Annotated in this window: 12 protein-coding genes; 8 read left to right on the top strand and 4 right to left on the bottom strand. The window is 64.6% G+C overall.

Translation table 11 applies throughout. The features are described from left to right. Nucleotide 1 precedes the first annotated feature (1 nt). Complete coding sequence (locus B4393_RS04070) at nt 2–406, bottom strand: DUF5319 domain-containing protein (RefSeq protein ID WP_005056069.1); 405 nt, start codon at nt 404–406, stop codon at nt 2–4. A 164-nt stretch (nt 407–570) separates the two neighbouring features. Between B4393_RS04070 and guaB the strand changes: the two genes are divergently transcribed. The 4 genes from guaB (at nt 571) to guaA (ending at nt 6,722) form a co-directional block, all read left to right on the top strand. Beyond that, the gene (guaB, locus tag B4393_RS04065; protein WP_030096781.1) at nt 571–2,106 is read left to right on the top strand and encodes an IMP dehydrogenase; all 1,536 of its coding nucleotides are present in this window, start codon (nt 571–573) and stop codon (nt 2,104–2,106) included. A gap of 27 nt (nt 2,107–2,133) precedes the next feature. Then, entirely contained in the window at nt 2,134–3,270 is a 1,137-nt protein-coding gene (locus B4393_RS04060) for a GuaB3 family IMP dehydrogenase-related protein (protein ID WP_070938599.1), read from the top strand. Between the two features lie 93 nt (nt 3,271–3,363). After that, nucleotides 3,364–5,121: an FAD-dependent oxidoreductase gene (locus B4393_RS04055; protein WP_078280218.1), complete on the top strand. Its 1,758-nt coding sequence runs from the start codon at nt 3,364–3,366 to the stop codon at nt 5,119–5,121. Nucleotides 5,122–5,153: 32 nt separating this feature from the next. Beyond that, the gene (guaA, locus tag B4393_RS04050; RefSeq protein WP_078280216.1) at nt 5,154–6,722 is read left to right on the top strand and encodes a glutamine-hydrolyzing GMP synthase; all 1,569 of its coding nucleotides are present in this window, start codon (nt 5,154–5,156) and stop codon (nt 6,720–6,722) included. A 4-nt stretch (nt 6,723–6,726) separates the two neighbouring features. Here the strand turns inward: guaA and B4393_RS04045 are convergent, their stop codons facing one another. Next, nucleotides 6,727–7,014, bottom strand: a complete 288-nt coding sequence (locus B4393_RS04045) for a hypothetical protein (protein WP_070938602.1) — start codon at nt 7,012–7,014, stop codon at nt 6,727–6,729. Then, on the bottom strand, nt 7,007–8,179 hold the full coding sequence (locus B4393_RS04040; RefSeq protein ID WP_078333070.1) for a PspC domain-containing protein: 1,173 nt from the start codon (nt 8,177–8,179) through the stop codon (nt 7,007–7,009). The genes B4393_RS04045 and B4393_RS04040 overlap by 8 nt, the downstream gene beginning before the upstream one ends. A 162-nt stretch (nt 8,180–8,341) precedes the next feature. Here B4393_RS04040 and B4393_RS04035 point away from each other — a divergent pair, with 162 nt between their 5' ends. Both B4393_RS04035 and B4393_RS04030 read left to right on the top strand, forming a co-directional pair. After that, on the top strand, nt 8,342–9,541 hold the full coding sequence (locus B4393_RS04035) for an ATP-binding protein (protein ID WP_191988854.1): 1,200 nt from the start codon (nt 8,342–8,344) through the stop codon (nt 9,539–9,541). Then, entirely contained in the window at nt 9,541–10,182 is a 642-nt protein-coding gene (locus tag B4393_RS04030) for a LuxR C-terminal-related transcriptional regulator (RefSeq protein WP_078333069.1), read from the top strand. Before B4393_RS04035 ends, B4393_RS04030 begins: the two co-directional genes overlap by 1 nt. On the opposite strand, the gene B4393_RS04025 is transcribed toward B4393_RS04030, so the two are convergent. Continuing rightward, nucleotides 10,179–11,234, bottom strand: a complete 1,056-nt coding sequence (locus B4393_RS04025) for an SMI1/KNR4 family protein (RefSeq protein WP_083069988.1) — start codon at nt 11,232–11,234, stop codon at nt 10,179–10,181. The genes B4393_RS04030 and B4393_RS04025 overlap by 4 nt on opposite strands. Before the next feature lie 132 nt (nt 11,235–11,366). On the opposite strand from B4393_RS04025, the gene B4393_RS04020 reads away from it, so the two are divergent. After that, nucleotides 11,367–12,059 carry a hypothetical protein gene (locus tag B4393_RS04020; protein WP_078333324.1) on the top strand — a complete coding sequence of 231 codons (693 nt, stop codon included), beginning with the start codon at nt 11,367–11,369 and terminating at the stop codon, nt 12,057–12,059. Beyond that, complete coding sequence (locus tag B4393_RS04015) at nt 12,037–13,680, top strand: DNA polymerase Y family protein (protein WP_204985579.1); 1,644 nt, start codon at nt 12,037–12,039, stop codon at nt 13,678–13,680. The genes B4393_RS04020 and B4393_RS04015 overlap by 23 nt, the downstream gene beginning before the upstream one ends.

Genomic DNA, 13,680 nt, shown 5'->3' with positions numbered 1-13,680 from the left:
ATCAGCGGAATCCGTCGCGGTCCGTGGCGGCCTCGTTGAGTGAGGCATCGGCGTACCCGCGGCAATAATCCCAGGTCACATATGCTTCCGGCTCGGGATCGAAAGCCGGTTCGTGCGGGCGGACGGTGCCGTCGACCAGCAGCTGCAGCAGATTCGCGCGGAGCATGTCCCAGTCGTGATAGTGATCCTGCTGGCATTCGTCACAGCAAACCACCAGACCGCGGATTCCCTTATGGGCCAGCAATGCTTCGTAGACCGCGAGGTCCGCAAGATCCTCTTCGACCGCGATCCGCTCCTGCGGGTCGAGCGGCTGACCAGGCTCGATCGCATCGAGCGCGGCCGACGGATCGTGGGGGTCGTCGGCGAACGGGTCCGGTGGCAATCCCGGCGGAAAGTGGTCGCGCACACTCTTAGAGTACGCAGTTCGCCGGTTCGTGCGCCAGCTCACGTGGGGTATGTCCGAGCACATATCCTTGGATATCGGAGCCGGAGCGAGCCGATAGGATGGATGCACTCCTTCCCATATCACCCCTGGGATGTATACGACGGCTATCTGGCATGGAGGCTTGAATGACCATTGCGGCAGGGTCCGTCCACACCGGCGGCGACGACCCGCACAAGGTCGCCATGCTCGGGTTGACGTTCGACGATGTGCTGTTGCTGCCCGCGGCATCGGATGTGCTGCCGAACGGCGCCGATACCTCCTCTCAGCTGACGAAGCGGATCAGGCTCAACGTCCCGCTGGTCAGCTCGGCGATGGACACTGTCACCGAGGCCAGAATGGCCATCGCGATGGCACGTGCCGGCGGCATGGGTGTACTGCACCGCAATCTCTCGCTGGAGGATCAGGCCGGGCAGGTCGAGACCGTTAAGCGATCCGAGGCCGGCATGGTCACCAACCCGGTGACCTGCTCGCCCGAGAACACCCTTGCCGAGGTCGACGCGCTATGTGCACGGTTCCGTATCTCGGGTCTGCCGGTGGTGAACCCGCAGGGCGCGCTCGTGGGGATTATCACCAACCGGGATATGCGGTTCGAGGCCGACCTGTCCAAGCCCGTCGCCGAGGTGATGACCAAGCCGCCACTGATCACCGCACGCCAGGGAGTGACTGCCGACGCTGCGCTAGGGCTGTTGCGGCGCAACAAGATCGAGAAGCTGCCCATCGTCGATGGCGACGGCCGCCTGACCGGCCTCATCACCGTCAAGGATTTCGCGAAGACCGAGCAGCACCCCAATGCCACCAAGGACAGCGACGGTCGGCTTCTGGTCGGCGCGGCTGTCGGTGTGGGCGATGACGCGTGGACGCGGGCCATGGCGCTCGTGGACGCGGGTGTCGATGTACTGATCGTGGACACCGCGCACGCGCACAACCGCAAGGTGCTGGACATGGTCGGCAAGCTCAAGGCCGAGGTGGGCGAGCGCGTCGACGTGGTCGGCGGGAACGTCGCCACCCGGTCGGGTGCCGCGGCGCTCATCGAGGCGGGCGCCGACGCGGTGAAGGTCGGTGTGGGCCCGGGCTCCATCTGCACCACCCGTGTGGTGGCCGGTGTCGGTGCCCCGCAGATCACCGCGATTCTGGAGGCCTCGGCGGTCTGCCACCTGGCCGGTGTTCCGGTGATCGCCGACGGCGGCATGCAGTATTCGGGCGATATCGCCAAGGCGCTTGCCGCCGGTGCGTCCACGACGATGCTCGGGTCACTGTTGGCGGGTACGGCAGAGTCGCCCGGTGAACTGATCTTCGTCAACGGCAAGCAGTTCAAGAGCTACCGCGGCATGGGATCCATGGGTGCCATGCAGGGACGCGGCGCGGCCGGGAACACCGGGCGGAGCTACTCGAAGGACCGCTATTTCCAGGACGACGTGTTGTCCGAGGACAAGTTGGTGCCCGAAGGCATCGAGGGCCGGGTTCCGTTCCGTGGCCCGTTGTCGACGGTCATGCATCAGCTGACGGGTGGCCTGCGGGCTGCCATGGGGTACACCGGGGCGTCGAGCATCGAGGAGCTTCAGCGCGCTCAGTTCGTACAGATCACCGCGGCGGGGCTCAAGGAGAGCCATCCGCATGACATCACCATGACGGCCGAAGCGCCGAACTACTACGTGCGTTAACACCTCGGCACGGTAAAGGAAGCCAACATGCGTGACCTCGTCGAAATCGGCATGGGCAGAACCGCCCGCCGCACATACGAACTCGATGACGTGAACATTGTCCCGGCGCGCCGCACGCGTTCATCGCAGGACGTGTCGACGTCGTGGCAGCTCGATGCCTACCGATTCGAGATTCCGGTGGTGGCGCATCCGACCGATGCGCTGGTTTCGCCGCGTTTCGCCATTGAACTCGGTAAGGCCGGTGGGCTCGGCGTCATCAACGGCGAGGGGTTGTGGGGCCGGCACGCCGATGTCGAGGCCCGCATCGCCGAGGTGGTCGAGGTTGCGCAGAAGGAGCCTGAGCCCTCCGCCGCGATTCGCCTGTTGCAGCAATTGCATTCGGCACCAATCGATCCGGAGCTACTGGCGGCGGCCATCACCGAGGTGCGTGGGGCCGGCGTGACCACGGCGGTGCGGGTGAGCCCGCAGAACGCGCAGCTGCTCACCCCGCATCTGATCGCCGCGGGTATCGATCTGCTGGTCATCCACGGCACCATCGTGTCGGCCGAACGGGTGGCCCGCGACGGCGAGCCGCTGAACCTGAAAACCTTTATCTCCGAGCTGGATATCCCCGTTGTCGCCGGTGGCGTGATCGATCACCGCACGGCCCTGCACCTGATGCGGACCGGAGCCGCGGGCGTCATCGTCGGGTACGGGCAGACCGCGGGCGCGACGACCAGCGGAGAGGTGCTGGGCATCAGCGTCGCTATGGCGACCGCCATCGCCGATGCCGCGGCCGCGCGCCGCGAATATCTGGACGAGACCGGCGGCCGGTACGTACATGTCTTGGCCGACGGCGACATCCACACCTCGGGAGACCTTGCGAAGTCCATTGCCTGTGGTGCCGACGCCGTTGTGCTGGGGACCCCGTTGGCCGCGGCGCAGGAGGCCGCCGGTGACGGATGGTTCTGGCCGAATGCCGCCGCGCATCCCTCGTTGCCTCGTGGCGCGCTGCTGCAGGTGGCGGTGGGGGAGCGGCCGCCGTTGAGCGAGGTTCTCGGTGGCCCGTCCGATGACCCGTTTGGCACCTTGAATCTTGTTGGTGGGCTCCGCCGTTCGATGGCCAAGTCCGGATACTGCGATCTCAAGGAATTTCAGAAGGTCGGGCTGACCGTCAACTCTTAGACATGTGTCTACTTAGGGTGACCTAATTTACAATACCCCCCTCGTTGTATTCCATACTGGTCGGTAACGTGACCATGCGGAGGTAGGCCAACGATGTCATCACCGGTAGCAGTCCCTGTGAAACCTGAAGCAGACACCGACTTCGACGTGCTCATCGTCGGATCCGGATTCGGCGGAAGTGTCACCGCCATGCGGTTGACCGAAAAGGGTTACCGCGTAGGTGTCCTGGAAGCCGGTCGCCGGTTCTCCGACGAAGAATTCGCCGAGACGTCCTGGAATCTGCGCAAGTTCCTGTGGGCGCCCATGTTCAAGTGCTTCGGGATTCAACGGATCCACCTGCTGAGCAACTGCATGATCCTGGCCGGTGCCGGGGTGGGCGGTGGCTCGCTGAACTACGCCAACACCCTGTATGTGCCGCCGGAGCCGTTCTTCAACGACCCGCAGTGGAAGGGCATCACCGACTGGCGCGCCGAGCTTTCACCGCACTACGAGCAGGCCCAGCGGATGCTCGGCGTGGTCAAGAACCCCACCTTCACCGACGCCGACCGGCTCATCAAGGAGGTCGCCGACGACATGGGTGCCGGTGACACCTTTGTCGCGACCCCCGTGGGTGTGTACTTCGGCCCCGATGGCACCAAGACACCCGGCGTCAAGGTGCCCGATCCCTACTTCGGTGGTGCAGGCCCCGACCGGGTGGGCTGCACCGAATGTGGTTCCTGCATGACCGGATGCCGGGTCGGCGCCAAGAACACCCTCGTCAAGAACTACCTGGGACTGGCCGAATCATCTGGCGCCCAGGTCATTCCGCTGACCACGGTCACCGCGGTGCAGCAGGGTGCCGACGGGGTTTGGCGGGTGTCCACCAAGTCCACCGGTCGCTGGCTGCGTAAACAGCGCAAGACCTACACGGCCAAGCACGTGGTGCTGGCCGCCGGCACCTGGGGCACGCAGAACCTCTTGTTCAAGATGAAGGACAAGGGCCTGCTGCCCAAACTCTCCCAGCGCCTGGGTGTGCTGACCCGCACGAACTCCGAATCCATCGTCGGTGCAGGGCGATTGGAGTACAAGGACGATCTGGACCTCACCCACGGTGTGGCCATCACGTCCTCGTTCCACCCGACCAGTGACACGCACATCGAGCCGGTGCGGTACGGCAAGGGCTCCAACGCGATGGGCCTGCTGCAGACTCTGATGACCGACGGCGATGGCGAGAAGTCGCGGTGGCGCCAGCTCATCGAGGCGGCGCGTGCGGATCCACGCGGCACCATGCGCATGCTCAACGTGACGCAGTGGAGTGAGCGCACTGTCATCGCGCTGGTCATGCAGCACCTGGACAACTCGATCACCACGTTCACCAAGAAGACGCTGTTCTGGCGGCGTTTGGACAGCAAGCAGGGCCATGGTGAGCCCAACCCCACCTGGATTCCCGCAGGCAACGAAGCGACTCGCCGCCTCGCCGCCAAGATCGACGGCGTCGCGGGCGGCACCTGGGGCGAGCTGTTCAACATCCCGCTCACCGCGCACTTCCTGGGCGGCGCCGTCATCGGGACAAGCCCCGAAGATGGCGTCATCGACCCCTACCACCGGGTGTACGGCTACCCGACCATGTACGTGGTGGACGGCGCGGCGATCTCGGCGAACCTGGGCGTCAACCCGTCGCTGAGCATCACCGCGCAGGCCGAACGGGCGGCGTCGTTGTGGCCCAACAAGGGGGAGATAGATCTGCGCCCGGAGCAGGGTCTGCCCTATCAGCGGATGGCGCCGGTGCCCCCGGCGCACCCGGTGGTCCCGGCCGGTGCTCCCGGCGCATTGCGGCGTCTACCGATCGAACCGGTGAGCTCGGCCAGTTAGATCCGGGATAGCTGCACCACTAAGCTAAGCCGGTGGCGCAAACGGAGCAGCATGGCGACCGACCGGTTCTGGTCATCGACTTCGGGGCACAGTACGCACAGCTGATCGCACGTCGCGTGCGTGAGGCGCGGGTGTTCTCTGAGGTGATTCCTCATTCGGCGAGTATCGAGGAGATCAAGGAACGCAACCCCCGGGCGATCGTGCTGTCCGGTGGCCCGTCGAGCGTCTATGAAGAGGGTGCACCCCAGCTCGACCCCGGCGTATTCGATTTGGACATTCCGGTTTTCGGTATCTGTTACGGCTTTCAGGCCATGGCGCAGGTGCTCGGCGGAACCGTCGCGCACACCGGTACCAGCGAGTACGGCCGCACCGAGCTGAACGTGGTGGGCGGAGACCTGCATGACGGTCTGCCCGGCGTTCAGCCCGTATGGATGAGCCACGGCGATGCGGTAACCGAAGCGCCCCAAGGCTTTACCGTGGTAGCCAGCAGCGAGGGTGCTCCCGTGGCGGCGTTCGAGAACCGGGCGCGGCGCCTGGCCGGGGTGCAATATCACCCCGAGGTGCTGCATTCGCCGCACGGGCAACAGGTACTCAGCCGCTTTCTGCACGAGTTCGCGGGCATTGAGTCGGCGTGGACGGCAGCCAATATCGCCGAGACCCTGGTCGAGCAGGTGCGCGCGCAGATCGGTGACGGCCGCGCATTGTGCGGGCTCTCTGGTGGGGTCGATTCGGCGGTGGCGGCAGCCCTGGTACAACGCGCCATCGGAGACAGGCTGACCTGTGTGTTCGTTGACCACGGTCTGCTGCGCAGCGGAGAGCGTGAGCAGGTGGAACACGATTTCGTGGCAGCCACCGGCGCCAAGCTGGTGACTGTTGATGTAGCGGAGAAGTTCCTCGGTGAGCTCGCCGGTGTCAGCGACCCGGAAACCAAACGCAAGATCATTGGCCGTGAGTTCATCCGGGCGTTCGAGGGCGCTGTCTCCGATGCGATCGGCAACTCCGAGGACGGAATCGAGTTTTTGGTGCAGGGCACGCTGTACCCGGATGTTGTCGAGTCCGGGGGCGGCAGCGGTACGGCCAACATCAAGAGCCACCACAATGTGGGCGGGTTGCCCGAGGACCTGACCTTTACCTTGGTGGAGCCGCTACGGCTGCTGTTCAAGGACGAGGTGCGCGCCGTCGGCCGCGAGCTGGGTCTACCTGAGGAGATCGTTGGCCGCCAGCCCTTCCCGGGACCGGGTCTGGCCATCAGGATCGTCGGCGAGATCACTGCCGACCGGCTGGATACCTTGCGTCGTGCCGATGCCATTGCGCGCGAGGAACTTACCGCCGCGGGCCAAGACCGCAATATCTGGCAGTGCCCGGTGGTGCTGTTGGCCGATGTGCGCTCGGTCGGGGTGCAGGGCGATGGACGCACGTACGGGCATCCCATCGTGTTGCGACCGGTCTCCAGTGAGGACGCGATGACCGCGGACTGGACGCGGCTGCCCTACGAAGTGCTGGAGCGGATCTCGACGCGAATCACCAACGAGGTTCCCGAGGTGAACCGGGTGGTGCTGGACATCACCAGCAAGCCGCCCGGCACCATCGAATGGGAGTGATCCTCTAACTGCGGTTATGCCGGGTCGGAACTGCCACCAGCGCAACGCCGATGGCGATCGCTATGGCGATTGCGACCCAGCCGAGCAGATCGCTGTGAATCAGCGCGACGAAGTCCTCGCCCGTGAGGGCCCACCCGCCGACGAGCACGGCGATCAGTCCGGACAGGGCAAGGGTGATGGAGGGCCTGGTCTTCTCGCTGTCGACGGCCTCAGGTGCGGATTCCGCCTGATTCTGCACCTCGGAGTCGGCACTATCGGCGTTGGTCACTGGTTCGTCGGTGTTCTCAGACACGTTGCACCTCAATACTTCCTACGTTGGCCGTGGCGTTGATGGTCAGTACCGGGCCGGTGCCGGCTGGTGAGGGTAGGCAGTCGAAACTGCCGACGCTCACCTCGCATCTGCTTCGCACGTTCATGGATGACGGAACCAGCACGTGGATATCGCCCATCCCGACGTCGAGGTTCACCGTCTTGTCGCCGGTGAGTGTGACCTCCGTCAGGTCAAGGGTGATGGTGCCAATGCCGACCTCGTAGTAGTCGTCGATATCGGAAGCCTCTGTGACGCGGTAGCTTTGGTCGCCGATGTTGAGAGACACCTCCAGCGGCCCTATCGAGGATGCCACGATGACGAATCCGGCCAGCGGGACTGCCAGAAAGAGCAGGGCGTAGCCGCTGCGGAGCCAGGCACCCACCAGCATGCCCACACCCACGATGACCAACGCCGCCGCGGTGACCTCTACCGGCGTCACCCAGCTGCCGCCGAGCAGTCCGATGGCCACGAGTACTGCGCTGACGATGAGCATCGCGCCGATGGTCACTGGGGCCACGCGGGACTTGGGCTTGGCGGGTGGTGCGGGCAGCGGAGTCGGATCGGGCAGATCCCAGGTGAAGGGCGACATTCCCGGTGGGTTCCATGTGGGCGGGGGCGGCGGCAGCGGTACCGACAGTGGCCCGGCTTCTGTTTTGGTCACGTCGACCGGGGCCGTTACGGTGTCCGATTGGTCATCCGTGGTGACGGGAGGCTGATCGGCAGAAGCCGCCGGAGCCGAGGGGGGGTCGGTCTGGCGCTGATAGAGCAGATACCAGCCACCGAGCAGGACCGCGGCGCTGACGAATCCCCACGGGTCGCGATCGGGGTCGATGAACGGTCCGCCGAGGAGCAGCAGGACGATGATCCAGAAGACCATCTTCACCTTGGACTCGTGATACGGGGTCGTGTAGCGGGCGGTAGGCATAAGCAGCCAGCACGCCACGTACATGATGGCGCCTGCGCCACCGAAAATCGTTGTGACCACGAAAATTACACGAACCAGTAGCGGATCCACGTTGTAGCGGTAGCCGATTCCCGCGGCGACACCGGCGAGCTTGCCGTGTCCGGGCAGCCGCAACGGACGAGTCCGCCACATGTCTCCCAGAGTGGAGGACGGCGTCCGCTTGGTGGTGGTATCGGTATCCATGACAGCTATGGTGCCCAGCCGCGGGCATGTCCGCCATCAGGATTCACCCTGATCTTTGCAATACGGCTTCAGGGATAAGCCCGATGCCATGCGGAGCTTTGCCATGGCAGTATCGCAGAGGTGAGTCCCAGGTTCCGGAATGCCTTCGCCGGCGGAAATCGGCTGACCGCCGCTCCGCCGCTGCGCCGGCGTACCGGTGGGCGAGTGGTGGCCGGTGTCGCCGGTGGGCTCGCCGATCATCTCGATGTCCCGGTGTTCCGGGTGCGGTTGGCCTTCGCGGTGCTCGGAGCCGCCAGCGGGATGGGCATCGTGGCCTATGGACTGCTGTGGATGCTGATGCCGCCGGGCGACGATGTTGCCGCCGTCAGCGCTACCGACCGCAGGCGAGCCACCGGGCTGTTGCTGTTAAGCCTCGCCGCGCTGATCATTTTGATGTCGACGGTCAGCGGCTCGGCGGCGTCATTGGTCTTCCCGACCGTGTTGGCGCTGACCGGTCTTGCGGTGGTGTGGCGCGAATTCGATGCGCAGGGACCAAGTTTGGCGGTATTGGGAGCGCCCGGCAGGCCGTCGATACTGACGTTGGTTCGGGTGATCGCCGGCGCGGCGCTGGTCTTCGGCGGGATCGCGGTGGTGGTTTTGCGCAATGTGGACCTGTCCTCTTTGCGCGACTCACTGGTGGCCATCGCGGCCACTTTGGTAGGCGCGGTGTTGTTGACGGTGCCGCTGTGGTTGCGGTTGTGGCGTGCGCTCGGCATCGAGCGCGCTGCCCGTATCCGTACTGAGGAACGCGACGAGATCGCCTCGCATCTCCATGATTCGGTGCTCCAGACGCTGGCTCTGATCCAGAAACGCACCGACAATCCCAGCGAGGTGTTGCGTCTGGCCCGCAGCCAGGAACGGGAGCTGCGCAGCTGGCTGTTCTCCTCGGGGGCGTCGTCGGACTCGTCACTGGCGCAGGAGTTGCGCACCGTGGCCGGGGAGGTCGAGGACACGCACACCGTGGTGGTCAATTCGGTGATCGTCGGCGATGCCGATCTGGCACGTGAGCCCGAGACCGGGCGCGCATTGGTCGGGGCCACCCGTGAGGCGTTGGTCAACGCTGCCAAGCATTCCGGGCAATCGGATATCAACCTGTACGCCGAGGTGGAACCCGGCCAGATCAGCGTCTTCGTCAGGGATCGGGGTAAGGGGTTCGATCCCGACGAGGTGCCGCAGGATCGGCAGGGCATCGCGCGTTCCATCAAGGCCAGGGTGGTGCGCCGGGGTGGGCAGGTGCAGATCAAGTCGGAGATCGGTAAGGGCACTGAGGTGCGAATTATCTTGCCGTACAAGACCAACGACGCCGACGAGAGGGAAGAGTGATGCTGCGGGTATTCCTGGTCGACGATCATGGGGTGTTTCGGTCCGGGGTGCGGGCCGAGCTGGCCGGCGAATCGGATATCGAGATCGTGGGCGAGGCAGGGTCGGTTGTTGAGGCAGTCACCGGGATTCGTGCCAGCGCACCGGATGTGGTGTTACTCGATGTGCACATGCCTTCTGGCGGTGGGGTTGCCGTCATCAACGGAGTCGGCGGCTCCGGCCCGGTGTTTCTTGCGCTCAGCGTGTCCGATGCCGCGGAGGATGTCATCGCGGTGATCAGGTCGGGCGCCAGAGGCTATGTCACCAAGACGATTTCGGGGAGCGAGCTCGCCGACGCGGTGCGTCGGGTAGCCGGTGGGGATGCGGTGTTCAGCCCGCGGCTGGCCGGATTTGTGCTCGACTCCTTCACCGGGCGCTCGAATAGCCCGGAGCCGGCATTGGACCCCGAGTTGGATTCGCTGACTCCGCGTGAGCTCGAGGTGCTGCGGCTCCTGGCCCGGGGGTACACCTACCGGGAGATTGCCGAGGATTTGGTGATCTCGGTCAAGACGGTGGAAACGCACGCCTCCAATGTGCTGCGTAAGACCCAGCAGTCCAATCGCAACGCGTTGACCCGCTGGGCGCACACCCGCCAGCTCGATTAGGACTCGTCAAATCGGAGCTTGAAAGTACGGGAATCCAGCCGCGTAATGAATTCCTCGAGTGTGTTGGTCTGAACTTGAAGATATTCCCAGCCCTCCGACGCATACATCAAGTACGTGGGTCCGTTCGGATTGCGGGTATCGATAGCGATATTGCCGCCGCCAGCTCCCGCTACGTGGAGATACCCAGGATTGTGGGCGCCGCCATCGGCACAGGCTCGCGTTAGGGAGACGATTTGGGCAGGGGTATAGATGTCGATGTGGTCATCGGTGTCTAGGCAGCCAGTCTGGAGAATGGTTGGGCTGGTGAGATATTGACGCCATAGCTTGGGTACTGGCCACCCCATCGCCTCTTCGACTGTGTCGATCTCTTTGTCTGGGTGCCCTGCGCGGTACGTGAGATGTGGATATTCCTTGAGTGCGGCCTCGTCGAGGGCCGATAGTGGTAATGGAGTCTTCCCTGTGGCAAGCACTGGCACGGTGTAAGCAAAACCAAGTTGGCCGGGCAGCATGGCAGTTCTCCCGGCTGCGATGGCAGAACCAAGATCGAAGGTGACCTGCAGACTGCCGGTGCTGTCCAGTGAGTGCGGTGCCGCTTCTCTTAACGAAGGGAAGCCGCAGGATTCCGGAACTCGGATAAATATGGCGCCTTTTTTGCGCCAATGGAAATTGTGGTCACTGAAATCGCGGATCAGTTCGATCTTCCACTTACCCCGTACCGAGGCGATGTCATACCTGACCCAGGTACCCGGCAGGTAGTACGTCTTTTCACGCTGATCGGCAAACTCGGTGTACACCTCCACCACGATGTGCTCTGGGCCGTTTGCCAAGACTTTGAATGTTTTGATGTGACAGGGATTGTCTTTCTCTGTGCGGATCATCAAGTGATGCCAGTACGGCAACTTGCCGGGCACCCCTTTGTAGTTGGGTGAAAGTTCATCGCGTGCGGGACCGACTGAGAGCCTTTTCAGGCTGTCGATATCAGAGGCGTTGATTGCGTGAAGGTATGCCTCAACGAGGGCACGTATCTCGTGGGACTCCGATTCGTCACCCATGTCTACCATTCCGCTGAAGTTAGTTTGCTGGCTGTCAGGGTACTAATCGTGTGTTGACGGTTGTCAGGGGGTGGGTGTTTACTCAATCGTATCGAACATACGTTCTAGTTGAATGTGTCTGGAGGTGCGGTTGTGACGGCTGTGGCGGCCGCCGATGAAGCGCTGGTAAACCGTGCTGACCAGCTGCAAAAGCTCCGGCAGCAGATGGCGACGATATCGGGGAAGGTCGGTGGGGATCGGTCTTCGGCTGGCCGGTTTCAGGAGGCACTGCCGGACGTTCAATCTTTGCTGCCAGGGTCCGATGCGCTGGCCAGATCAATAGGTCACGTGTTGCGGCGCGGGACGGTCGCGGTGGCCAGCGGGGCCCGGTCACTGCCTTTGGACGTGGTGGCTTCGGTGACCGCTGCGGGCGGATATGCCGCGATTGTGGGCATTCCCGATGTGAGCGTGTTGGCGGCAGTGGAGCGGGGGGCGGACCTAAGCCGTCTGGCGTTGATTCCCCACCCGGGTCTGAGTGCGGTGGAGGTGGCCTCGGTGCTCATGGACGGAATGGATCTGGTGGTGCTGGGTCTGGGTGGCCGACGGGTGGCCTCGACGTCGGCACGCGCGATAGTGGCCCGGGCACACAGCAACGGATGCACGCTGCTGGCCGTCGATGGGGATTGGGAAGGCGCCTCGCTGCGATTGCGGGCGCAGGTGACCGGCTATGACGGGGTGTCGGCCCGCGGTCTGGGGCGGATCCGTGGGGTGCGGACAACGGTACGGACGCGTGGGCGTGGTGGTCGGGAGGTGTGTGGCGGCCGTGGCGCGATCAGATCTGCCTGAAAGGCCAGGGAAAGGACGGCGCAAAGCGCCACGGGTACTGGCGATTTGGTGCCCAGACTGGCCTGCGGTGGCCGCCGCGGCGATGGCGGATCTTCCTGCCACCCGGCCCGTGGCGGTGACCCTGGCCAACAGGGTGACGGCATGCACTGCGGCCGCACGGGCGCTGGGAGTGCGCCGGGGTATGCGGCGACGCGAGGCCCAGGCTCGTTGTCCGCAGCTGCATATCGCGGTGGCCGATGCCGATCGTGATGCGCGGTTCTTCGAACCGATGATCGCGGCAGTGGATGATCTGGTGCCGGGGGCCGAGATTCTGCGTCCCGGGCTGCTGGCACTGCCGGTGACCGGAGCCGCCCGGTACTTCGGCAGTGAGCAGATTGCGGCAGAACGGCTGGCCGATGCGGTGTCGGTGGCCGGGGCCGAATGTCAGGTGGGGATCGCCGACCAGATGTCCACGGCGGTATACGCCGCGCGGCATGCGGTACTGGTGGTGCCCGGTGGGGATGCGCGATTCCTGGCTGCGCTGTCGATCAAGGAGATGGCCGCCGAGCCCAGTCTGTGTTGCCCGCAACGTGAAGACTTGGTTGACCTGTTGTGGCGCATGGGTATTCGTACCATCGGTGCTTTTGCGGAACTGGCGCGGTCGGATGTCGCCTCGCGGTTCGATGATGACGCGGTGCAGGCACATCGACATGCGCGAGCCGAACCGCAGCGTCCGCCCTCGGGACATGTGGTTCCAGCCGAGCTGGGAGTCGAGCTGTCCTGCGATCCGCCGATCGATCGAGTCGATGCCGCGGCCTTCGCGGGGCGGACGTTGGCGGTGAGCCTGCACGAGACGCTGTCCTCGGCCGGAGTGGCCTGCTCCCGGTTGGCTATTCACGCCGTCACGGTGGACGGTCAGGAGCTGTCTCGGGTGTGGCGGTGTGCCGAACCGCTCACCGAGGAGGCGACCGCCGACCGTGTGCGCTGGCAGCTCGACGGTTGGCTGGCCAGGCGACGTTCTCTGGATGGGCCGGTGGCGATGTTGCGGCTGGAGCCGGTCGAGGTGGTGACGGCCGAGGCGTTGCAGCTGACGTTGTGGGGAGCAGTGGGCGCTGAGGAACGGCAGCGGGCGCGACGCGCGCTGACGAGGGTTCAGGATCTGTTGGGAGAGGAGTCGGTACAGGTGGGAGTTGTCAGCGGCGGGCGCGGTCCGGCCGAACGAATTACTTTGGTGCCCTTAGGGGATGAGCTGAGGCCGCGGGCCGACCCTGGCGCCCCATGGCCCGGAAAGGTGCCCGATCCGGCTCCGGTGGTGTTATCCGATGAACCGGTGGAGTTGTTGGATGTCGACGGAGCGCCGGTGATGGTGACCGGACGGGGGATGTTCTCAGGAGAGCCGGCCAGGGTCCGGCGGGGCAATGGGCGCTGGGAGCTGAGTTGGTGGGCGGGGCCGTGGCCGATCGACGAGAGATGGTGGGAGGAGCAGGAACCGCTCTTCGTCTCGGGTGATGAACCTCTGGGGCGCAAGGCCGCGGGTGTGGCGGCCAGGGCTCAGGTGCTACTCGAAGACAAGGGCGGTGGCCAGGCGTTGCTCCTGCATTTCCGCAGGCAGCGTTGGTATGTGGAGGGCGTATATGAATGA

Source organism: Mycobacteroides franklinii (genome assembly GCF_002013895.1).
Lineage (GTDB): Bacteria > Actinomycetota > Actinomycetes > Mycobacteriales > Mycobacteriaceae > Mycobacterium > Mycobacterium franklinii.
Note: the sequence above shows the minus strand (reverse complement) of the source record. Positions and strands in the feature narration are given on the sequence as shown.

What these genes read in the sequence shown, in the direction of transcription:
- B4393_RS04040 (WP_078333070.1), bottom strand. Translation starts at nt 8,179, where the DNA reads ATGGATACCGATACCACCACCAAGCGGACGCCGTCCTCCACTCTGGGA.
- B4393_RS04055 (WP_078280218.1), top strand. Translation starts at nt 3,364, where the DNA reads ATGTCATCACCGGTAGCAGTCCCTGTGAAACCTGAAGCAGACACCGAC.
- B4393_RS04060 (WP_070938599.1), top strand. Translation starts at nt 2,134, where the DNA reads ATGCGTGACCTCGTCGAAATCGGCATGGGCAGAACCGCCCGCCGCACA.
- B4393_RS04030 (WP_078333069.1), top strand. Translation starts at nt 9,541, where the DNA reads ATGCTGCGGGTATTCCTGGTCGACGATCATGGGGTGTTTCGGTCCGGG.
- B4393_RS04025 (WP_083069988.1), bottom strand. Translation starts at nt 11,234, where the DNA reads ATGGGTGACGAATCGGAGTCCCACGAGATACGTGCCCTCGTTGAGGCA.
- guaB (WP_030096781.1), top strand. Translation starts at nt 571, where the DNA reads ATGACCATTGCGGCAGGGTCCGTCCACACCGGCGGCGACGACCCGCAC.